The organism is Streptomyces hygroscopicus (assembly GCF_026168105.1).
Classification (GTDB): domain Bacteria; phylum Actinomycetota; class Actinomycetes; order Streptomycetales; family Streptomycetaceae; genus Streptomyces; species Streptomyces hygroscopicus_D.
This window is the reverse complement of sequence record NZ_LBMW01000016.1, coordinates 110005-130851: the sequence shown is the minus strand read 5'-3', so window position 1 is coordinate 130851 and position 20847 is coordinate 110005. Positions and strand designations below refer to the sequence as shown.

16 protein-coding genes are annotated in these 20847 nt (G+C 70.1%); 8 read left to right on the top strand and 8 right to left on the bottom strand.

Annotated elements, in window-relative coordinates; translation table 11 throughout:
- Positions 1 to 243 precede the first annotated feature (243 nt).
- The 3 genes from AAW14_RS17755 to AAW14_RS17745 are packed head-to-tail and all read left to right on the top strand — an operon-like array spanning position 244 to position 3462.
- Complete coding sequence (locus AAW14_RS17755; protein ID WP_265564853.1) at positions 244 to 1116, top strand: alkaline phosphatase family protein; 873 nt, start codon at positions 244 to 246, stop codon at positions 1114 to 1116.
- A 1-nt stretch (position 1117) separates the two neighbouring features.
- Positions 1118 to 2446 (top strand): MFS transporter, encoded by a 1329-nt coding sequence (locus AAW14_RS17750; RefSeq protein ID WP_265564827.1) that lies wholly within the window; start codon positions 1118 to 1120, stop codon positions 2444 to 2446.
- Positions 2443 to 3462 (top strand): TolB family protein, encoded by a 1020-nt coding sequence (locus tag AAW14_RS17745; RefSeq protein WP_265564826.1) that lies wholly within the window; start codon positions 2443 to 2445, stop codon positions 3460 to 3462. The genes AAW14_RS17750 and AAW14_RS17745 overlap by 4 nt, the downstream gene beginning before the upstream one ends.
- A 64-nt stretch (positions 3463 to 3526) precedes the next feature.
- Here the strand turns inward: AAW14_RS17745 and AAW14_RS17740 are convergent, their stop codons facing one another.
- Together AAW14_RS17740 and AAW14_RS17735 are read right to left on the bottom strand one after the other, a co-directional pair.
- Positions 3527 to 4486, bottom strand: a complete 960-nt coding sequence (locus tag AAW14_RS17740; RefSeq protein ID WP_265564825.1) for a hypothetical protein — start codon at positions 4484 to 4486, stop codon at positions 3527 to 3529.
- 731 nt (positions 4487 to 5217) lie between these two features.
- A complete protein-coding gene (locus AAW14_RS17735; RefSeq protein WP_265564824.1) occupies positions 5218 to 6579 on the bottom strand; it encodes a glutamine synthetase family protein in 1362 nt (453 codons plus the stop codon).
- A gap of 341 nt (positions 6580 to 6920) precedes the next feature.
- On the opposite strand from AAW14_RS17735, the gene AAW14_RS17730 reads away from it, so the two are divergent.
- The gene (locus AAW14_RS17730; RefSeq protein ID WP_265564823.1) at positions 6921 to 8102 is read left to right on the top strand and encodes a globin domain-containing protein; all 1182 of its coding nucleotides are present in this window, start codon (positions 6921 to 6923) and stop codon (positions 8100 to 8102) included.
- 13 nt (positions 8103 to 8115) lie between these two features.
- On the opposite strand, the gene AAW14_RS17725 is transcribed toward AAW14_RS17730, so the two are convergent.
- Positions 8116 to 8550, bottom strand: coding sequence for an RrF2 family transcriptional regulator (locus AAW14_RS17725; RefSeq protein ID WP_265564822.1), 435 nt, complete (start codon positions 8548 to 8550; stop codon positions 8116 to 8118).
- Between the two features lie 148 nt (positions 8551 to 8698).
- Here AAW14_RS17725 and AAW14_RS17720 point away from each other — a divergent pair, with 148 nt between their 5' ends.
- The 3 genes from AAW14_RS17720 (at position 8699) to AAW14_RS17710 (ending at position 12183) form a co-directional block, all read left to right on the top strand.
- Positions 8699 to 9364 carry a DUF3105 domain-containing protein gene (locus AAW14_RS17720; protein WP_265564821.1) on the top strand — a complete coding sequence of 222 codons (666 nt, stop codon included), beginning with the start codon at positions 8699 to 8701 and terminating at the stop codon, positions 9362 to 9364.
- Positions 9361 to 9984, top strand: a complete 624-nt coding sequence (locus AAW14_RS17715; RefSeq protein ID WP_265564820.1) for a DUF305 domain-containing protein — start codon at positions 9361 to 9363, stop codon at positions 9982 to 9984. The genes AAW14_RS17720 and AAW14_RS17715 overlap by 4 nt, the downstream gene beginning before the upstream one ends.
- A 258-nt stretch (positions 9985 to 10242) precedes the next feature.
- A complete protein-coding gene (locus AAW14_RS17710) occupies positions 10243 to 12183 on the top strand; it encodes a S53 family peptidase (protein WP_265564819.1) in 1941 nt (646 codons plus the stop codon).
- A gap of 71 nt (positions 12184 to 12254) precedes the next feature.
- Here the strand turns inward: AAW14_RS17710 and AAW14_RS17705 are convergent, their stop codons facing one another.
- Positions 12255 to 13151, bottom strand: a complete 897-nt coding sequence (locus AAW14_RS17705; protein WP_265564818.1) for an alpha/beta fold hydrolase — start codon at positions 13149 to 13151, stop codon at positions 12255 to 12257.
- 286 nt (positions 13152 to 13437) lie between these two features.
- Between AAW14_RS17705 and AAW14_RS17700 the strand changes: the two genes are divergently transcribed.
- Positions 13438 to 15192 carry an NAD+ synthase gene (locus AAW14_RS17700; RefSeq protein WP_265564817.1) on the top strand — a complete coding sequence of 585 codons (1755 nt, stop codon included), beginning with the start codon at positions 13438 to 13440 and terminating at the stop codon, positions 15190 to 15192.
- Positions 15193 to 15835: 643 nt separating this feature from the next.
- Here AAW14_RS17700 and AAW14_RS17695 read toward each other — a convergent pair.
- From AAW14_RS17695 to AAW14_RS17680, 4 genes are all read right to left on the bottom strand, one after another.
- Positions 15836 to 17056 carry an MFS transporter gene (locus AAW14_RS17695; RefSeq protein ID WP_265564816.1) on the bottom strand — a complete coding sequence of 407 codons (1221 nt, stop codon included), beginning with the start codon at positions 17054 to 17056 and terminating at the stop codon, positions 15836 to 15838.
- Between the two features lie 134 nt (positions 17057 to 17190).
- Positions 17191 to 18231, bottom strand: a complete 1041-nt coding sequence (locus AAW14_RS17690; RefSeq protein WP_265564815.1) for an endonuclease/exonuclease/phosphatase family protein — start codon at positions 18229 to 18231, stop codon at positions 17191 to 17193.
- Positions 18232 to 18415: 184 nt separating this feature from the next.
- Entirely contained in the window at positions 18416 to 19036 is a 621-nt protein-coding gene (locus AAW14_RS17685; RefSeq protein ID WP_265564814.1) for a TetR/AcrR family transcriptional regulator, read from the bottom strand.
- 91 nt (positions 19037 to 19127) lie between these two features.
- Entirely contained in the window at positions 19128 to 20720 is a 1593-nt protein-coding gene (locus tag AAW14_RS17680; RefSeq protein WP_265564813.1) for an MFS transporter, read from the bottom strand.
- Positions 20721 to 20847 lie beyond the last annotated feature (127 nt).

Sequence of the window (20847 nt, the reverse complement as noted above, 5' to 3'; positions counted from 1 at the left end):
AAGCAGCGCTGCGGTGGACCTCCCGCGACCGCCTTGCCACCGGCCCGGACGCCGGAGCTCCACGGCGGGCGGATCTCACCCGTGCGCCGCGTGCACCCCGGACGTGACCGCGGCAGTTCACCGACTCTTCATCCGCCGGGTTGACCCGTGTGACATCGGGGAATTTTGGCGTGTGCATGCTCTGTCCGCACCGCCACCCCGAACCCCTCCCCCCACCCGGAGGTTGATGTGTCCGGCAGTTCCATGTACCGCCGTACCCGAGCCGCAGTGGCATCCGCAGCGGCGCTCGCCGCCGCTGCGATCGGGCTGTGGACCGGGCTCGGCAGCGAGTCCGCCCACGCCGCGGGCAGCGTCCCGTCCCCGGACCACGTGGTCGTCGTGGTCTTCGAGAACCACGCGTACAACCAGGTGATCGGCTCCTCCGGCGCCCCGTACATCAACTCGCTGAAGTCCGGCGGCGCCGGCCTGACCCAGTCGTACGCCGAGACCCACCCCAGCCAGCCCAACTACTTCGCGATATTCTCCGGTTCCACCCAGGGCATCACCGACGACAGCTGCTACACGCCCGGCTTCTCCTCGGACCCGAACCTGGCCTCCGAGCTGATCGCGGCGGGCCGGAGCTGGGCGAGCTACAACGAGTCGCTGCCGAGCGAGGGCTCGACCACCTGCAGCAGCGGCGACTACGCCCGCAAGCACAACCCTTGGTTCGGCTTCAGCAACGTACCGACGTCGTCCGCGAAGACGTTCGCGCAGTTCCCGACCGACTACTCGACACTGCCGCAGCTGTCCTTCGTGGTCCCCAACCTGTGCAGCGACATGCACGACTGCTCGGTGTCGACCGGTGACACCTGGCTGAAGAACAACCTGGGCGCCTACGCCACCTGGGCCAAGACCCACAACAGCCTGCTCGTCGTCACCTTCGACGAGGACAACCGGCTCAGCGGCAACCGCATCCCGACCGTCCTGTACGGCCAGCCGGTGACGGCCGGGTCGAGCAGCTCCACCACCTGCAACCACTACGACCTGCTGCGCACATTGGAGGACACCCAGGGCCTGACCACACACGCGGGCAACGCCGCCTCCGCCCAGGACATCACCGGCATCTGGGCGTCCTGAGATGTACGTAGCGGACAGCCGCGCCGGCTCCCCCAGGCTCTCGGCCTCGCTCGAGCAGGGGGGACACCCATCGGCGCCGGTGTCCGCGGACGGCGCCGCCCGGCCCCGTACCGGGCGGCGCCTTTCCGCGGTCGCACCGACGGTCCTCGCGCTCGGCGCGGTCAGCCTGGTCACCGACGTCTCCTCGGAGATGGTCACGGCGGTGCTCCCGCTGTACCTGGTGGCGGGCCTCGGCCTCTCCCCGCTGGGCTTCGGGCTCCTGGACGGGATCTACAACGGATTCTCCGCGCTCGTACGGCTGGCCGGCGGCCATCTGGCCGACCGGGGCGGGGGACGCCACAAGTGGGTGGCGGGGATCGGGTACGGCGTGTCGGCGCTGTGCAAACCGCTTCTGCTCGTCGCGCACACGCTCACCCCCATCGGCCTGATCCTGGCCGCCGACCGTACCGGCAAGGGCCTGCGTACGGCTCCCCGGGACGCGTTGATCTCGCTGTCCAGCACTGCCGAGAACCGCGGCCGCGCCTTCGGGGTGCACCGCGCGATGGACACGGCGGGCGCGCTGCTCGGGCCGCTCGTGGCCTTTCTGATACTGCGCGCGACGGTCGACGGGTACGACGCGGTGTTCACGGTGAGCTTCTGCGTGGCCGTCGCGGGCGTGCTCGTCCTGGTGCTGTTCGTGCCGGGCGGCGGACAGGCACACGAAGCCGGCGACGGCACCCGGCCGACCCTGCGCGCCGCCCTCGCCCTGCTGCGCCGCCGCGACCTGCGCCGCATCACGGTCTGCGCGCTGCTGCTGGGCCTCGCGACGGTCGGCGACTCGTTCGTCTACCTGCTGCTGCAACGGCGGCTGGGCGTCCCGGACCGCTGGTTCGCGCTGCTGCCGCTGGGCACGGCGGCGGCGTTCCTGCTGCTGGCGGTGCCGCTGGGCCGGCTCGCCGACCGGGTGGGCCGCTGGCGGACCTTCCTGGCGGGCCACGGCGCACTGCTGCTGGCGTACGCCCTCCTGCTGACCGCCGGGCACTCGGCGGCCCTGCCGTACGCGGTGCTCGCGCTGCACGGCGGCTTCTACGCGGCGACGGACGGCGTGCTGATGGCGGCGGCGTCGGACGGCGTCCCCCGGGAGCTGCGCTCCTCGGGTCTCGCCCTGGTGCAGACGGCCCAGGCGCTGGCCCGCTTCGCCTGCTCGCTCGGGTTCGGGGCGGCCTGGACGGTATGGGGCGACCGTACGGCGCTGACGGTGTCGACGGTGGCACTGGCGGTCTGCGCGGCTTTCTCCTCGACGCTCCGGCCGAACGGCACGGACACGCTCCGCCCGGAGGGAACGACATGACGGCTCGCAACCGCACCCTGGTCCTGCTCGCGGCCCTCGTCGTACTGGCGGCCGTGGCAGTGGCCTCGGTGCTGCACGCGTCGGCGCGGGCGGACCGCAGGAACCAGACGCAGACGGGCGGCCCACGGGTCACGCCCGGCCGCGTGACGCTGACGGGGTCCGGCCGGATGGTGTTCCGCAACATGGCCTGGGGCCCGCACCGCGACGAACTGACGTCGGTCCCGGCCAAGGACCCGTCGGGCCCCCGCACCGCCTCGGGCGTCAAGTGCCTGCGCTTCTACGCCGCTTCGGGCACCGGAGTCTGCCTCCGAGCCGTTCACGGGCCGGTCTCGGACACCTACCGCGCGGTGATCCTCGACGCGTCGCTGCACGAGAGGGCGCACTACGACGTCCCGGGCATCCCGTCCCGCGCCCGGATCTCCCCCGGCGGCCGCTACGCCGCGTGGACGGCCTTCGTGGGCGGTGACTCGTACGCCGGTACGAACTTCTCGACCCGCACGGCGATCGTGGACACCCGTACGGGAGAGCTCACCCCGTCCCTGGAGGCGTACCGCATCGTCAAGGACGGCAGGACGTACCACGCGGCGGACGTGAACTTCTGGGGCGTGACCTTCGCACCGGACGACCGCACGTTCTACGCGACGCTCGGCACCCGTGGGACGACGTACCTGATCCGCGGCGACCTGCGCGCCCGCACGGTCACGACGCTCCACACGAACGTGGAGTGCCCGTCCCTGTCCCCGGACGGCACCCGTATCGCCTTCAAGAAGCGCGCGCCCGGCCTTCCGAAGGACGCCCCCTGGCGTCTGTACGTCATGGACCTGCGCACCCTGCGCGAGACACCGCTGGCGGAGTACCGCAGCGTCGACGACCAGGCGGTGTGGCGGGACGACCACACCCTGGTCTACGCCCTGCCGGGCGACTACGGGGCGGACCTGTACACGGTCCCGGCAGACGGCAGGGGAGAACCACGGCGCATCAGCACGGCGGCCGTGTCTCCGGCGTACCTCCGCTGACGAGCAGCGTGAACTCATCGACCCGTGGCCGGAGGGACGGTCCAGGCCAACCTGACCGCGCCGGTCACCTTCTCCCGGCCGGCCAGGGAACCGCTCCGGACGGGCGCCGGTGCGGTGACTGAATCAGCAGGTCCCCGAGGAGGCGGCGACCCTTTTCGTTCAACCCGGCCCGGAATCCTTCGTAATCGGCCGGCTTCAGCGACGCGGCGAAGGCGACGAGATTGACATAGCGCTTCACGAGGTGCGGACTCGCCTGGGACAGCTCCGCGTAGCGCGAAAGGGGACGCCAGCTCACCTGCTGGGCCTGTTCGAGAACGCCCGTGGGTGCAATTCCGGGACCCAGTTCCTTGCCCACGGCGAGTCGGGCTATCACGCCGAGTGACGCGTCCAGGTGTTCGGCACACAGATAACCGAACTGGTCGCAGGTGTATTCGGCGGCGCGGTAGTACGGAAGAATCCAGGGGTCGATGACCGCCAGCCATTTCAGGTGGTCCACGATGATCACGAACAGAGCCAGCCGTCCGTGCCGGGCTTTGAGCCAGCCGATGAAGCGCCCCAGGACGAAGCGCAGGGGCGCGGGCCCCTCTGCCTGAAGGTCGGCTGCGAATCCTCCCTCGATGAGGAGCACACGCGTGCCGAGCAGATTGGTCACGGTCATTTTTCCCTCGACGTCGTCGATGACGTAGACGTCGAGGCGTCGACGATAGTCGACTTTCAGCTGGAGTGCGACTATCTCCGCATGCAGCTCCGGAAAGCTCTCCGGTGTCACCTTGATCGCACGCCCGAGGAGAAGTGCGTTCCGCGTCCGTATGAGGAGCCATGCGGAACCGACCACGCAGAGAATCGCGAGGAGAAACAGAAGAATACCCGTCGAGCTCGCCGCGACGAAGATGATCACCAGAAAAACGATGAAGAAAACCGCCAGGCAGCCCACGGCGAATATCAGCCTTGAGTGTTCATACGGGTGTCTCACAGCTGAAGACCGGAGATATGGTTCGTAATCCGGCGCATCAGGGATGGTCATGATGCCTCAGCTCCCTCCCACCCATTCTCCTCCCTATACGAGCCCCGCGCCCGTTCGGGAGACCGCCCGGCGGCACCACGAAGGCCCAGGTCACAGGCACGGGCCTGCGTACAGGGGCTCAGCTGCCGAAGCCCGGCCCCGGCTACTGAGCTTGGACTCGTGATGCCGTCTCGCTGCTCAGGCTGCTCCGACGGTCAGCCCGGTCTCTGCCAGGCCGCCGTCCATGAGGTGGCTGCGGTACGGCTGGCCCCGGACGGGCCCCCATTACACCTCGGTGCTGCCGGACGCCGACGTCCCGCGGGAATACCAGGGCGTTGAGCAACTACCTCGGACACAACGGTCCGGTGTTCACGCGCAGCTCTTACAGGCCTCCGGTCTGCGCCCGTCTGAGCCCAAGTGACGCAGCCGAGTTCCGCAGCACTTCGCCTGGCTACAGAAGTCGTGACAGTGCATGGCACCGCAGTTTGGCTCGAGGTAAATCCTCAAGGGCAGTTCTTATTCCTCGAACCGTTAGCCGGAATGCCAATCCTTGATCTTTTCTGCACTTACCTGGCCGACGAAGCCGAACGGGCAGCGAAGTGTCGTTCTTAATGATTTCCCGGCCGGCGGGACATGAAGCAGATTCGGAGCACTGGCGGCACACGCGGGAGGGACGAGACACCGTGGGGCCGGCGGTCCGCAACCGTCGGCCCCAAGGGATCGTTTCGGCGGAAACCCGCCCCGACCTGCGCCTACAGCACCGGCAGGTTCTTGCGCAGCTCGAACGCGGTGACCTCGGAGCGGTACTCCTCCCACTCCTGCCGCTTGTTGCGCAGGAAGAAGTCGAAGACGTGTTCGCCCAGGGTCTCGGCGATCAGATCGCTGCGCTCCATCAGCGTGAGGGCCTCGCCCAGGTTCTGCGGGAGGGGCTCGATGCCCATCGCCCGGCGCTCGGCGTCGGTGAGAGCCCACACGTCGTCCTCGGCGCCCGGCGGGAGCTCGTACCCCTCCTCGATGCCCTTGAGGCCGGCGGCCAGCAGGACCGCGTAGGCCAGGTACGGGTTCGCGCCCGCGTCGAGTGAGCGGACCTCGACGCGTGCCGAGCCCGTCTTGCCCGGCTTGTACATCGGGACGCGGACCAGGGCGGAGCGGTTGTTGTGGCCCCAGCAGATGTAGGACGGCGCCTCGCCGCCCGCGCCCGCGGTGCGCTCGGAGCCGCCCCAGATGCGCTTGTAGGAGTTCACCCACTGGTTGGTGACCGCCGAGGTCTCCGCCGCGTGCCGCAGCAGACCCGCGATGAAGGAGCGGCCGACCTTCGAGAGCTGGTACTCCGCGCCGGACTCGTAGAACGCGTTGCGGTCGCCCTCGAAGAGGGACAGGTGCGTGTGCATACCGCTGCCCGGGTGCTCCGAGAACGGCTTGGGCATGAAAGTCGCCTGCACACCCTGTTCCAGCGCCACCTGCTTCATGACCAGGCGGAACGTCATGACGTTGTCGGCCGTGGACAGCGCGTCCGCATAGCGCAGGTCGATCTCCTGCTGGCCCGGCGCGCCCTCGTGGTGGGAGAACTCGACCGAGATGCCCATCGACTCCAGCATCGTGATCGCCTGGCGGCGGAAGTCCATGCCGACGTTCTGCGGGGTGTGGTCGAAGTAGCCGGAGTTGTCGGCCGGGGTCGGGCGGGTGCCGTCGAGGGGCCGGTCCTTCAGCAGGAAGAACTCGATCTCCGGGTGAGTGTAGAAGGTGAACCCCAGATCGGAGGCGCGGGCGAGGGCCCGCTTGAGCACATACCGGGGGTCGGCGAAGGACGGGGAGCCGTCGGGCATGAGGATGTCGCAGAACATTCGGGCCGTGCCCGGGGCCTCGGCGCGCCACGGCAGGACCTGGAAGGTCGAGGGGTCCGGCTTGGCGATCATGTCGGACTCGTAGACCCGGGCGAAGCCCTCGATGGCGGAGCCGTCGAAGCCGATACCTTCATCGAACGCCTGCTCGAGTTCGGCGGGTGCCACGGCCACGGACTTGAGGAAGCCCAGCACGTCGGTGAACCACAGGCGTACGAACCGGATGTCGCGCTCCTCCAACGTACGGAGCACGAACTCCTGCTGCTTGTCCATCTTCCGCTTCCCCATCCTTGCTGGTCAGGCCGCCTGTCTCCGGTACCGCAGGAGGCGGTCGGGCACCTGAGCATCACACCACAACACCATTTCATGCGCGTTGCAGACCTTGATCGGCCGGCCGACCGTGGACTGAACGCCCCGCGTACGACAGGTGTCCTGCTCTGCCGCCCATCTTGCCTGTTCGTCGGCCCATGTGTAATGGCCGACCCCTCCCCACTCCCACCACGTCTTTAATTTGCATCTCAGATGCAAGTTTTAATAGCGTGCCTACGACCGCAGAGGGCGGAGCCCGTCCCCGTCACCCGTCCTTCGCACCAGTCCTTCGCAAAGGAGTCCCGATGCTGTCCGAGCAGTCCGTCGCCACCGTGCGCGCCACCCTTCCCGCCGTCGGCGCCCGCCTCGGCGACATCACCGAGCGCTTCTACGACGGGCTGTTCACCGCCCACCCCGAACTGCTGCGCGACCTGTTCAACCGGGGCAACCAGGCGGCCGGCACCCAGCGGCAGGCCCTGGCGGGCTCGATCGCCGCCTTCGCCGCGCACCTGGTGGCGCACCCTGACGAACGGCCCGACGTGATGCTGGGCCGCATCGCCCACAAGCACGCCTCCCTGGGGGTGGCGCCCGAGCAATACGCGGTCGTCCACGAGCACCTCTTCTCGGCCATCGCGGCGGTCCTCGGCGACGCGGTCACCCCCGAGGTCGCGGCGGCATGGGACGAGGTCTACTGGCTCATGGCGAACGCGCTGATCGCCATCGAGAAGCGGCTGTACGTGTCGGCCGGACAGACCGGCTGGCGGACATGGCGGGTCGTCGGGCGCATCGAGGAGACCGCGGACGTCGTCACCTTCCAGCTCCGCCCGGCCGACGACGGGCCCGTCCCGGACCATCGCCCGGGCCAGTACGTCTCGGTCCGCGCCCAACTCCCCGACGGTGCCCGCCAGATACGCCAGTACAGCCTCTCCGCCGCGCCCGGCTCGCCGCTGCGACAGATCAGCGTCAAGCGGGTGCACGGCGACGGCGCCCCCGACGGAGAGGTCTCCGGCCATCTTCACGCGCAGATGCGCGAGGGAGGCACCCTGGAGCTGTCCGCCCCATACGGCGACCTCGTCCTGGACGCCGCCGACGCGCCCCTGCTGCTCGCCTCCGCCGGCATCGGCGTGACTCCGATGATCGCCATGCTGGAACAGCTCGCCCGCACCGGGCACCGCGCTCCGGTCACGGTCGTGCACGCGGACCGCTCCCCCGTCGCGCACGCCCTGCGCGCCGACCACGAGGGCTTCGCGGCCAAGCTGCCGGACGCCTCCGTGCACTTCTGGTACGAGCAGGACGCCCCCGACTCCGCGCACACCGGTCTCGTCGACCTGTCCTCGGTGACGGTCGCGCCGGGCACACACGCGTATCTGTGCGGCCCGCTGCCCTTCATGCGGACGGTGCGCACCCAGCTCATCGAGCTCGGCGTGGCTCCCGCCGACATCCACTACGAGGTGTTCGGACCGGACCTCTGGCTCGCCCAGGGCTGACGGACCGCCTGCCCTAGGGCGTTCGGGAGATCCCGAGCAGCAGCGGCCCGGTCGGTGCCGCGATCACGTCCTCGACCGTCACCGGGTCCAGTGAGGCGAAGAAAGCCTCCTGGGCCCGCCGCAGCGCGCCCCGCAGCCGGCACCCGGTGTGCAGGGGGCAGGGCGTGGCGCCCTCGCAGTCGACGACATCGCCCTCACCCTCGAAGGCCCGCACCACCGCGCCGACCGACGCGGTACGCCCGGCCTCGGTGAGCGCGAGCCCGCCGCCCCGGCCGCGGCGGGTCTCGAGCAGCCCCATGTGCTGGAGCTCGGCGACGACCTTCGCGGCATGGGTGTACGGCACGTCCATGACCGCCGCGACCTCACGGGTCGTGGGGTTGGACCCGCCGACGACGGCGAGCCGCATCAGGACGCGCAACGCCAGGTCGGTGGAGCGCAACAGCCGCATGCCGCCAGCGTAAATAATGTGCATCCCGGCTTCAAATTATCGTCGCGAAAGTCCCTTGTTCGATCGTTACCCGTGCTCCGTGCGTACGGGCCCAGCCGCCCCATTACGATCAGCGGTTCCGACTGCCCCTTCCTCCACAGGAGTCGCCATGGGTTCCGCCAAGCAGACCGGCTCCACCGAGCGCAAGGCCCGTATAGAGGAGATGCGCCGTGCCGAGCGCGCCCGGGAGCGCCGCAACCGGGTCCTCTCGATCGCGGGCAGCGTGGTCGTCGTCGCCGGTCTGGTCGTCGGCGGGGTGGTCCTCGTCCACTCGCAGTCGGGCGACAAGGCCACCGTGGCGAGCGACTCGAAGGGTTCGGGCCACTTCGTCACGGGCGCGGACGGCGTACGGACGTGGCAGGGCACGCTGGGCCGCACCCACACCACGAAGGCCGTGGCCTACCCCATGGAGCCGCCGGTCGGCGGTGACCACAACCCGGTGTGGCAGAACTGCAACGGCGACGTCTACACCAAGCCGGTCAACAACATGAACGCCGTGCACTCCCTGGAGCACGGCGCGGTCTGGGTGACGTACAACAGCAAGGCGTCCAAGGCGGACATCGAAGGGCTCGCGGCCAAGGTGAGGAAGACCCCGTACACGCTGATGAGCCCGGTCGCGGACCAGAAGGACCCGATCATGCTCAGCGCCTGGGCCCACCAGCGCACGGTGACGAGCGCGAACGACCCGAACGTCGACAAGTTCTTCGCCCGGTTCGTCCAGGGTTCCCAGACGCCCGAGCCGGGCGCCGCCTGCACCGGCGGACTGGGCCAGTGAGGCATGTCGGCTGGCTCGCGGGGGCCTCGGCGTCGCTGCTCGTCGCGGCCGGGGCGATCACCTATGCGGTCGCGGAGGACGGCGGGTCCGCGGTCGAGACGCCCGCCGCCGATTCCGCGGACGCGGGGTTCGCCCGGGACATGGCGGTGCACCACCAGCAGGCCGTCGAGATGTCGTACATCGTGCGCGACCGCACGACGGACGTGGAGGTGCGCCGGCTCGCGTACGACATCGCGCAGACGCAGGCCAACCAGCGCGGCATGCTGCTGGGCTGGCTCGATCTGTGGGGGCTGCCCAAGGTGTCCGCCGATCCGCCGATGACCTGGATGGGCATGGGCGACATGGCCTCCGGCAAGGACGGAGCCCTGATGCCGGGCATGGCGACCAACACCGAGTTGAAGAATCTGAACACGCTGAGCGGCAAACAGGCCGAGATCCTCTACCTGCAACTGATGACGGACCATCACAAGGGCGGCATCCACATGGCCGAGGGCTGTGTCGCCAAGTGCACGGTGCCCGTGGAGAAGAAGCTGGCGCAGGGCATGGTCGACGCACAGCAGTCGGAGATCGAGCTGATGGCGACGATGCTCGAGGAGCGGGGCGCGAAGCCGCGCGACTGATCGCGCGGGCCGCGCAAGGACACCGCGACAATCGCAATCTTGCCGCAACACTTGAGGCCTACCGAAACCGGCCCAAATGCCGCTTCTCCGCGCCCACTTGGGCTCTTCTTGACTCTTTCATTCCCCTGGCATGAACAGTTCATCGAAAGAGTGGCCCCGATCGTGTGATCCATTCACCGCGCCTTCACCCGCGCGGGATTGTCGCGGATCACCGACAACCGACCACTCCATGCGTCGAACCGCATAGCAGGGGGTTCTATGAGATCCAACCGCGCCAAGGCGCGCGCCGGAGTGAGCTTGGCAGCGACACTGCCCATGCTCACCGGTGCTCTGGCGCTCGGCATTCCCGCGGCGCACGCCGCGGACAACCCCGGCCGGCACAGCATCGCGGGCACCAAACCCGCGTGGGCCACGGCCACGGCGGACAAGGGAGCGACCTCCAACAGCTCCCAGCTCTCCGCCCGGGTGTACCTCGCCGGCCGTGACGCCGCCGGCCTCGCCGCGTACGCCAAGTCGGTCTCCGACCCGGCCTCGGCCTCGTACGGCAAGTACCTGAGCGCCCAGCAGGCGCAGACACGTTTCGGCGCAACCAAGGCGCAGGTGACCGCCGTCACGTCCTGGCTGAAGTCGGCGGGACTGAAGGTCACCGGTGTCACGCAGCACTACGTCTCCGTCACCGGTGACGTGGCCGCCGCCGAGAAGGCGTTCGGCACGAAGCTGCACGACTACGCCAAGGGCGCCGGGACGTACCGTGCGCCGCAGCAGGCCGCCTCGGTGCCGGACAGCCTGAAGGCTGCCGTCCTGACCGTCACCGGCCTGGACAACGCGCCGCACAAGGCGAACCACGACGATGCGCTGCCGCCGCCGTCGGCCGTGTTCCGCAACTCCGGGCCGTTCTCGTCGTACTACGGCTCGAACATCGCGACCACGCTGCCGAACGCGTACGGCCAGAAGATCCCCTACGCCGTCGAGGGCTACACCGGCAAGCAGCTGCGCGCGGCCTACGGCGCGGGCAAGTACACCGGCAAGGGCGTCCGGGTCGCCATCACCGACGCGTACGCCTCGCCGACCATCGCCTTCGACGCGGCCACCTACGCGAAGAAGCACGGCGACGGCGCCTGGAAGACCAGCCAGCTGCGCCAGGTGCTGCCCGACGCCTACACCAAGACCACCGAGTGCAAGGCGGACGGCTGGTACGGCGAGGAGACGCTCGACGTCGAGGCCGTGCACGCGGTCGCGCCCGACGCGCAGGTCACGTACGTGGGCGCCGCCTCCTGCTACGACAACGACCTGCTCGACTCGCTCAGCAAGGTCGTCGACAACCACCTGGCCGACATCGTCTCCAACTCGTGGGGCGACATCGAGGCCAACCAGACGCCGGACCTCGCGGCCGCCTACGACCAGGTCTTCCAGTTCGGCGCGGTCGAGGGCATCGGCTTCTACTTCTCCTCCGGCGACAACGGGGACGAGGTCGCCAACACGAAGACGAAGCAGGTCGACACCCCGGCCAACTCGGCGTGGGTGACCGCGGTCGGCGGCACCTCGCTGGCGGTCGGCAAGGGCGACCAGTACCAGTGGGAGACCGGCTGGGGCACCGACAAGGCTCTGCTGTCGTCCGACGGCAAGAGCTGGGTCAACTTCCCCGGCGCGTTCACCTCGGGTGCGGGCGGCGGCACCAGCAAGACCGTGGCGCAGCCCTTCTACCAGAAGGGTGTCGTCCCGGACTCGCTCGCCAAGGCCAACAGCGCCACGGGCAACCGTGTCGTGCCGGACATCGCGGCGATCGCCGACCCCAACACCGGTTTCAAGGTCGGCCAGACGCAGACCTTCCCGGACGGGTCGCAGCAGTACTCCGAGTACCGGATCGGCGGCACCTCGCTCGCCGCGCCGGTGATCGCGGCCGTCCAGGCCCTGGCCCAGGAGGCGGCCGGCGGCCAGGCGCTCGGCTTCGCCAACCCGGCGATCTACGCCAAGTACGGCTCGAAGCTGTACCACGACGTCACGGACACCCCCACGGGCTCCGAACTCGCCGTGGCACGGGTCGACTTCGTCAACGGCCTTGACGCCTCGGGTGGTCTGGCCACCTCGGTCCGCAGCCTCGGCAAGGACAGCTCGCTGAAGGCCGTCAAGGGCTACGACGACGTCACCGGCGTGGGCACGCCCGCGAACGGCTACGTCGAGTCCTACCGCCGCCACTGAGCACGGCTGCTCACCGCGGTTGACCGCGTCGCGCCCGTTCCCCGTCCTCGGGGGGCGGGCGCGCGTGTGTTTCAGGCCGTCCGCAGTTCCAGTACGGCGTCGGCGATGTCCTTCGGCCGGTCCAGCATGACCAGATGGCCGGAGGGTTCCGCGACCCGGAAGGTGCCGCCGAGGAGGGCGGCGAGGGCCCGCTGGCGGTCGAGCCAGGCCGGGACGCCTGCGGCGAGAACGATGACCGGGACGCCCGGCAGCGGCACCTCGCGGCGCAGGGCGGCGAGTTCTAGGGCCTCGTCGAGATAGGTGGCGTTCTCGGCGAGGATGGCGTGGAGCGCGCGGCGGGTGGAGTAGACGCCGCGGACGAGGGTGTACGGAGCCGGGTCGCCGCCCCCGGTCCGGGAGGCGCGGACGACGGCTCGGCGCAGACGCGGAAGCAGGGCGCTCGGCACGCCGACGGCGCCGAGCAGCGTGGCGACCGCGCGGGTCGCTCCGTGCCGGGCCGGGCGCGACCCGCGCAGACGGGGATCCTCCTCGACGCTGGAGTCGACGAGCACGACCCCGGCCGTCCGCTCGGGAAAGAGCCGGGCGAACGCCTCCGCATGGAACCCGGCGAGCGAGTGCCCGACCACGGTCGCGGGACCCTGGAGTCCGAGCGCGTCCAGGATCTGTCCGATCCGCCGGGCCTCGGCGCGGAGCGTGGGCCAGGTGGGCGCGGGTCCGCTGAGCCCGAGCCCGGGCCGGTCGAACCGCACCACGGTGCGCCGCGGCGCGAGCAGCGGCACGACCCGGTCCCAGTCGAACCAGGACATCCCCAGGCCGGGGCTCAGTACGCACAGCGGTCCGGCGCCGTCGACGCGGACGTGGTGCGGGACGCCGTCGACACGCACGTACCGGGGCTCGCCACGCACGTTCCGAAGCCGGCCGGTGCCGCGCGCCGGCCGGGGAGCTCCGTCGACGCCGTCCAGGATCATGGTCCGCTCTCCCGCCCTGCCTGGTGCCGACCGCGTTCGCCGTGCAAGACGCCGTTCGCCGTGCGAAGACGCCGTTCGCCGTGCGAAGACGCCGTTCGCCGTACGAAGACGCCGTTCGCCGTACGAAGACGTATGTCGTTCGCCGTCCGAAGTTGGCGTGCGCCGGTCAGTCATTCCCCGTCCCAAGGTGAGGGAGAGCGTACGCGCCCGCGGTTCCGTCCCACGTGGGGTGCCCCACACCCACATTGTGTCGCTCTGACGATTACTGGCGTCTAAACTGGGGCGCGTGCCTCAACTACGCCTCGCCCTGAATCAGATCGACTCGACCGTCGGTGATCTCGCCGGAAACGCCGAGGCGATCGTCCGTTGGACCCGGCACTCCGCCGAGCAGGGAGCGCATCTGGCAGTGTTCCCGGAGATGGTGCTGACCGGGTATCCCGTCGAGGACCTGGCCCTGCGCTCGTCCTTCGTCGAGGCCTCGCGCGCTGCCCTGCGGGACCTCGCCGCGCGCCTCGCCGACGAAGGCCTCGGGGAGCTGCCGGTGATCGTCGGCTACCTCGACCGCTCCGGGACCGCCCAGCCGAAGTACGGCCAGCCGGCCGGCGCCCCGCAGAACGCGGCGGCGGTCCTGCACCGCGGCGAGGTGGCGCTCACCTTCGCCAAGCACCATCTGCCCAACTACGGCGTCTTCGATGAGTTCCGCTACTTCGTGCCCGGCGACACGATGCCCGTCGTACGGCTGCACGGGGTCGACATCGCGCTCGCCATCTGCGAGGACCTGTGGCAGGACGGCGGTCGTGTGCCGGCCGCGCGGTCGGCGAAGGCCGGTCTGCTGATCTCCGTCAACGCCTCGCCCTACGAGCGCGACAAGGACGACACGCGCCTGGAGCTGGTGCGCAAGCGGGCACAGGAGGCCGGCTGCACCACCGCCTACCTCGCCATGATCGGCGGGCAGGACGAGCTGGTCTTCGACGGGGACTCGATCGTCGTCGCGCCGGACGGCGAGGTCGTCGCGCGGGCGCCGCAGTTCGCCGAGGGGTGCGTGGTCCTGGACCTCGATCTCCCGGCGGCGGAGCCGGACGCGCCGGTCGGCGTGGTGGACGACGGGCTGCGGATCGACCGGCTGGTGCTGTCCGGGGAGCCGCTGCCGGCGTACGAGCCCGAGCTGACGGGCGGGTACGCGGAGCGCCTGGAGGACGACGAGGAGGTCTACTCGGCGCTGGTCGTGGGCCTGCGGGCGTACGTGGCCAAGAACGGCTTCAGGTCGGTGCTCATCGGTCTGTCCGGGGGTATCGACTCGGCGCTGGTGGCGGCGATCGCGTGCGACGCGGTGGGGGCGGAGAACGTGTACGGCGTCTCGATGCCGTCCAAGTACTCCTCCGAGCACTCGAGGGGCGACGCGGCGGAGCTGGCGCGGCGGACGGGACTGCACTTCCGTACGGTCTCGATCGCCCCGATGTTCGACGCGTACATGAAAGACCTGGGTCTGACGGGCCTGGCGGAGGAGAACCTCCAGTCGCGGCTGCGCGGCACACTGCTGATGGCGATCTCCAACCAGGAGGGGCACATCGTGCTGGCGCCCGGCAACAAGTCGGAGCTGGCGGTGGGCTATTCGACGCTGTACGGCGACTCGGTGGGCGCGTACGGTCCGATCAAGGACGTGTACAAGACGTCGGTCTTCCAGCTGGCGCGGTGGCGCAATCGTGCCGCCGAGGAGCGCGGCCGGACGCCCCCGATCCCCGAGAGCTCGATCACGAAGCCGCCGAGCGCGGAGCTGCGCCCGGGCCAGGTCGACACGGACTCGCTGCCCGACTACCCGGTGCTGGACGCGATCCTTGATCTGTACGTGGACCGGGACAAGGGCGCGGACGCGATCGTGGCGGCGGGTTTCGACCGCGACCTGGTGGTGAAGACGCTGCGGATGGTCGACACCGCGGAGTACAAGCGCCGCCAGTACCCGCCGGGCACCAAGATCTCGGCGAAGGGCTTCGGCAAGGACCGCCGTCTGCCGATCACCAACCGCTGGCGCGAACACGGGTAGCGCTCCGCGGGGGCGCCGTTCGTACCAAGGTCGCCCCCTGATCCGGTCCGCGCCCCTGGGGGCTCCGCCCTCAGAGGCCCGGTCGGCCTGAACGGCCTCGTCCTCAAACGCCGGACAGGCCGGCTGTACCTGAACTCGGCTGAAAACGGGCCGACCGGGGTCGCGGAAATCAATACCTCCGGCGTCCGGTTTCCCCCTGGCCCCGGGCCGCCGTCCCCGCCCAGGAGTACGGGCGCCATAGGCAACGCCCGGGCCCAGGAGCCGCAGTCTCCAAGGGGGTCCAGGAGCCGCCGTCCTAGCGTGGTCCATGGGCCGCGGTCTCTGTGGGGGTCCAGGAGCCGCAGATCCCGCAGAAGCCCAGGAACCGCCGGCCCCGCCGCAACCCGGCAACCGCCGTCCCCGCAGGAGCCCCGGACCCAACGGCGCCGCAGGAGCCCACGAGCCACCGCCCCCCGCAGGAACCCAGGGCACAAAGCCCCGCCAGATACGAGGCCGCTGCCCCCCGAATGCAGGGGCAGAGCCCCGGCCCCCCGGATGCAGGGGCAGAGCCCCGGTGCAGGTAGTGCAGGAGCCGAGCCCCGGCGCAGGGGGTGCAGGGCGGAGCCCCTGGCGGGGGCGGTGGGGGGGCCAGGGGCCCCGGAACTCAGCCGTGCACGCTCTCCGTGTGATCCGGGACGTGCGTTGCCACCAGCCGCTCCCGCCCGGCCGGCGGAGCGGCCCGGTGGCGGTCCACCGCGTACGCCGCGGTCGCCACGCCCAGTCCCAGTACCGCCAGGGCCGCGCCCGCGAGTGCCGGGGACGTGACGCCGAAGCCCGCGGCCAGCGCGAGGCCGCCGATCCAGGCTCCGCCCGCGTTGGCCAGGTTGAAGGCCGCCTGGTTGGCCGAGGACGCGAGTGAGGGGGCCGCCGACGCCTTCTCCATGACCATCAGCTGCAGCGGCGAGCCGGTGATGAACGCCGCCGTGCCCAGCAGCGTCACCTCCAGGGCCGCGCTCCACTCGGCGCCCATGAGCGCCGGGAACAGCCCGAGCACGACGACCAGCGAGGTCAGGCCGCCGAACAGCGTGCCCCGCAGGGAGTGGTCCGCCAGACGGCCGCCCACCAGGTTGCCGATCGTCGCGCCCACTCCGAACAGGGCCAGCAGGAGGGTGACGCTCGAGTCGGCGTAGCCCGCCGCGTCCGTCAGCATCGGCGTCACATAGCTGTACGCCGAGAACAACGCGCCGAAGCCCGCCACCGTGGTGCCCAGCGCCAGCCAGACCGGCAGGGAGCGCAGAGCCGCCAGTTCGCCCTTCAGACCGTCGGCCGGGGTGTGGGTGCGGTCGTGCGGGATCAGCAGGAAGAGGGACACGATCGCGGCGACGCCGATCGCGCTGACGCCGAAGAACGTCGCCCGCCACCCCAGGTGCTGGCCCATCAGCGTGGCCACCGGCACACCCGCGATGTTCGCGACCGTCAGGCCCAGGAACATCAGCGAGACGGACCGGGCCTTGCGCTCGGGGGCGACGAGGCTGGTGGCGACGACCGCGCCGACGCCGAAGAACGCCCCGTGCGGCAGCCCGCTCAGAAAGCGCGCGGCGAGGAGCCAGCCGTAGCCGGGGGCGAGGCCGGACAGCGCGTTGCCCAGCACGAACAGGGCCATCAGGCCGATGAGGACCTTGCGGCGGGTCAGCCGGGCGGTGACCGCGGCGAGCAGCGGCGCGCCGATCACCACGCCCAGTGCGTACGCCGAGACCAGGTGCCCGGCGGTGGGGATGGATATGTGCAGGTCGTCCGCGACGTTGGGCAGCAGGCCCATCATCACGAACTCGGTGGTACCGATGCCGAAGGCGCCCACGGCAAGGGCGAGCAGGGCCAGGGGCATGGGGCGTTGCCTTTCAGAGCGGAGTTCCGTTGCACTCATATGTTCAAGTACGGAACAAAGTCTGCCAGGCGCAGCATTCCCGAAGGTAGAGCCGGGGTTGCGGCTGTCTTACGACACGCCGCTGCGCTGGGCGTTCAGGACGCGGGTGTGGCCACCTTCACACGCGCCGCCACCGGCAGATGGTCACTGCCCGTCCGCGGCAGGGTCCACGAGCTCACCGGGTCGACACCCTTGACCATGATCTGGTCGATCCGCGCCATCGGGAACGACGCAGGCCAGCTGAACCCGAAGCCGCTGCCCGCCGCGCCCTGTGTGGAGCGCATCTGCGAGGTGACCTCGTTGAGCGAGCGATCGTTCATGGTGCCGTTGAGGTCACCGAGCAGGACCACCTTGCCCAACTGCTCGCCGACGATGGCCTCGCCGAGCGCGTCCGCGCTGGTGTCCCGCTGCCGCGCGGTGAACCCGGCCGCCAGTTTCACCCGCACCGAGGGCATATGGGCGACGTAGACGGCGACCCGCCCCTCCGGCGTGGTCACGGTCGCCCGCATCGCCCGCGTCCAGCCCAGCTTGATGTCCACGGCCTGCACCCCGCTCAGCGGATACTTGCTCCACAGACCGACCGTGCCCTCGACCGCGTGGTACCGGTACGCCGACGCCAGCGCCCGCTCGTAGACCGGAACCGCGGACGCCTTCAGCTCCTCCAGGGCCAGGACCTCCGCGCCGGACGCGGCCACGTCGCGGGCGGTGCCTGCCGGGTCGGGGTTGTCGGCGTTGACGTTGTGCGTGGCGACCGTCAGGTCGCCGCCGCTGCCGGTCTTGTCGCCGAGCAGCCCCCCGAAGAGGTTCAGCCAGACCGCCATGGGCACGAGCAGCGCGATCAGCGCGGTCGCCGACTTCCTCACCAGCGCGAGGATCAGCAGCACCGGGACGAACACGACACCGAGCCAGGGCAGGAACGTCTCGATGAGACTGCCCAGATTGCCCACGGTGTTGGGGATCTGCGCGTGCACCAGCATCACCAGCGCGAGGAGGACCGCGAGAGCGGCCAGCACGATCCCGCGGCGCCAGATCCCGCGGTCGCCGCGCAAGCCGTCGTACAGGCGCCGGAACCGGAATCCTCGACGAACCGGCCCCGTGCCGCCGCCGCCCGTCTCCGATTTGTACGCCTGCGCCATACCGTCGCCTCACAACTTGCCGTGCACACCGTCGTCCCCCCACGGTTACGACCCTAGGGGATGACCGGCGTGGCTCCTGCCGTCCCATGACGGCCGTACGGCCACGAGGACGAAAGAGGCGGCGTCCGGAGTTCCGGACGGGCGTACGGGAGAGGCCTTCTGTGACGAAAGCCGTACATACCCGCTACGAACTGACGGGCCGTAGTCCCTCCAGCACCGTGTCGACGATCTGCTCGGCGAGGCCCTCGTCCAGTCGGGCGTCGTGGCGCAGCAGGGTACGCACGAGCATGGGTCCGACGAGGATGTCGTTCATCAGATCGAGGTCGACGTCCTGCCGCAGCTCGCCCTTCTCCTGCCCCCGGCGCAGGACTTCGATGCCGAGGCGGCGGCGGGGAGCGACCACAGTCGCGTGGTAGGCGGCCCAGATCTTGGGGCTGCTCTTCATCTGGGCGTACACGTTGTGCAGGATCGCCGTGGAGCGGCTGGCCAGGCCGCGCTGCCGCAACGACTCCAGGAGCAGGACGAGGTCCTCGCGCATCGAGGTGCCGGGCAGTTCGGGGTCCTCGGGCTCGGCGGCGCGCATGACGTCGACGAAGAGGTCCTCCTTGTTGCTCCACCGGCGGTAGATGGTGGCCTTGCCGACGCCGGCGGTGCGGGCGATGCGCTCTATGGACAGGTCGGCGAGGGGCACGCCGTCCTCGATCAGCCTCATCACGCCTTCGATGATGGCCCGTTCGACGGCCTCGCTGCGGGGGCGTCCGCGTACGGGGCAGTCCTGCTGGTGCCGGCTGTCGGCGAGGCTCACATTCGACTCCGTCCTTGCTGCGCTGCGATGATTCTCCCGGTGAACGCCTGAACGGGCACCCGGCCCCCCGAGTGCCCGTCCTGACCTGCCGTCAGTGCTCCGCGCCGACCAGTTCCGTCTCTTCCCGGCCACTGTCCGGCGCCGGGATCTTCCCGGGCAGGAACAGCGCCACGACGACCGCGCCGAGCACCGCCACGCCCGCACCGCACAGCGCGGTGACGTGCATCGCGTGCAGGAACGCGTCGTTGGCCGGGGAGACGAGGGCCTTGCCGTTCGGGCCGAGCTTCGCGGCCACGCCGAGCGTCGCCTCGATCGACTCGCCCGCGGTGTGGCGGATGCCCGCCGGGAGGAGGGACAGCTTGTCCTGGATGCCGTCACGGTACGTCGTCGACAGGACCGAGCCGAGGACCGCGATGCCGAGCGCACCGCCCACCTGACGGAAGGTGTTGCTGAGCGCGGACGCGGAGCCCGCCTTCTCGCGGGGCAGCGCCTGCATGATGACGACGCTGGTCGGCGTCATGATGTGCGCCATGCCGGTACCCATGAGGAAGAAGACGACCTCGAGGACCCAGATCGGCGTGTCCGCCTGCAGGGCGGCGAACGCGGCGAGCATCGCGGCGATGATGACCATGCCGGCGGTGGTCGTGGCCTTGTTGCCGAAGCGGTCGACCAGCAGCCGGGCCCGCGGCGCGAAGATCATCTGCGCGGCCGCCAGCGGCAGCATCAGCAGACCGGTCTGCAGCGGTGTGTAGCCCCGCACGCTCTGGGTGTAGAAGACGGAGAAGAAGGTCACGCCCATCAGCGCGAAGAAGACCAGCGCGATCGCGGCGATGGCGGCGGAGAAGACCTTGTTCTTGAAGTACGTGACGTCGATGGACGGGTGGTCGCTGCGCTTCTCGTACACGACGAAGAACGCGAGGACGGCGAGACCGGCGGCGATGGTCGCGAGGACCTTGGTGTCGGTGAAGTCGGCGAGCTGGCCGCCCTTGATGATGCCGTAGACGAGCAGCACCAGGCCGACCACCGACAGGACGACACCGACGGGGTCGACGCGGCCGGGGCGGGGGTCACGGGAGTCGGGGACCAGCCAGACCATCAGGACCAGCGCGAGGACCACGATCGGCACGTTGATCAGGAAGACGGAGCCCCACCAGAAGTGGTCGAGGAGCACACCACCGGTGATCGGCCCTATGGCGATGGCGAGACCGACGCCGCCCGCCCAGATGCCGATGGCCTTGGGCTGCTCCTCGCGCTCGAAGACGTTCATGAGGACGGCGAGCGTCGCGGGCATCACGAAGGCGGCGCCGAGGCCCATGACCGCACGGAACGCGATGAGCTGCGTCGGCGAGCCCGACTCGGCGGCGAGCGCCGACCCCGCTCCGAACACCGCGAGGCCGGCCAGCAGCGTCTTCTTGCGGCCCAGGCGGTCGCCCAGGAGGCCCGCGGTGAACAGCAGCCCGGCGAAGACGAGCGTGTAGGCGTTGATGGCCCACTCCAGCTCGCTCTGGGTGGCGCCCAGGCCCGTCGGCGCGGGGGTGGAGATGGTCTTGATCGCGACGTTCAGGATGGAGTTGTCGAGCACCACGATCAGCAGGCTGAGCATCAGCACGCCGAGGATGGCCCACCGACGCCGGTGCACCGCCTCGGGCACCCGCCGTTCGACGGTGGCAGCAGGGGTAGTCATGGCTATGAGCGTAGGTGAATTCCGATACGGAACGGTCTCGTATCTTCAACCTTTACGGAGACCTTAAGAAGAGACCTAGGTCACGTATGAAAGGGCCTAGGACTGGAGATGCAGGACCCGCCGCGCT

Excerpts from the sequence above, each read along its gene's own strand:
- AAW14_RS17710 (WP_265564819.1), top strand. The coding sequence starts at position 10,243 with ATGAGATCCAACCGCGCCAAGGCGCGCGCCGGAGTGAGCTTGGCAGCG.
- AAW14_RS17690 (WP_265564815.1), bottom strand. The coding sequence starts at position 18,231 with ATGGCGCAGGCGTACAAATCGGAGACGGGCGGCGGCGGCACGGGGCCG.
- AAW14_RS17680 (WP_265564813.1), bottom strand. The coding sequence starts at position 20,720 with ATGACTACCCCTGCTGCCACCGTCGAACGGCGGGTGCCCGAGGCGGTG.
- AAW14_RS17745 (WP_265564826.1), top strand. The coding sequence starts at position 2,443 with ATGACGGCTCGCAACCGCACCCTGGTCCTGCTCGCGGCCCTCGTCGTA.
- AAW14_RS17720 (WP_265564821.1), top strand. The coding sequence starts at position 8,699 with ATGGGTTCCGCCAAGCAGACCGGCTCCACCGAGCGCAAGGCCCGTATA.
- AAW14_RS17750 (WP_265564827.1), top strand. The coding sequence starts at position 1,118 with ATGTACGTAGCGGACAGCCGCGCCGGCTCCCCCAGGCTCTCGGCCTCG.
- AAW14_RS17730 (WP_265564823.1), top strand. The coding sequence starts at position 6,921 with ATGCTGTCCGAGCAGTCCGTCGCCACCGTGCGCGCCACCCTTCCCGCC.
- AAW14_RS17740 (WP_265564825.1), bottom strand. The coding sequence starts at position 4,486 with ATGACCATCCCTGATGCGCCGGATTACGAACCATATCTCCGGTCTTCA.
- AAW14_RS17735 (WP_265564824.1), bottom strand. The coding sequence starts at position 6,579 with ATGGACAAGCAGCAGGAGTTCGTGCTCCGTACGTTGGAGGAGCGCGAC.
- AAW14_RS17705 (WP_265564818.1), bottom strand. The coding sequence starts at position 13,151 with ATGATCCTGGACGGCGTCGACGGAGCTCCCCGGCCGGCGCGCGGCACC.
- AAW14_RS17725 (WP_265564822.1), bottom strand. The coding sequence starts at position 8,550 with ATGCGGCTGTTGCGCTCCACCGACCTGGCGTTGCGCGTCCTGATGCGG.
- AAW14_RS17755 (WP_265564853.1), top strand. The coding sequence starts at position 244 with ATGTACCGCCGTACCCGAGCCGCAGTGGCATCCGCAGCGGCGCTCGCC.
- AAW14_RS17695 (WP_265564816.1), bottom strand. The coding sequence starts at position 17,056 with ATGCCCCTGGCCCTGCTCGCCCTTGCCGTGGGCGCCTTCGGCATCGGT.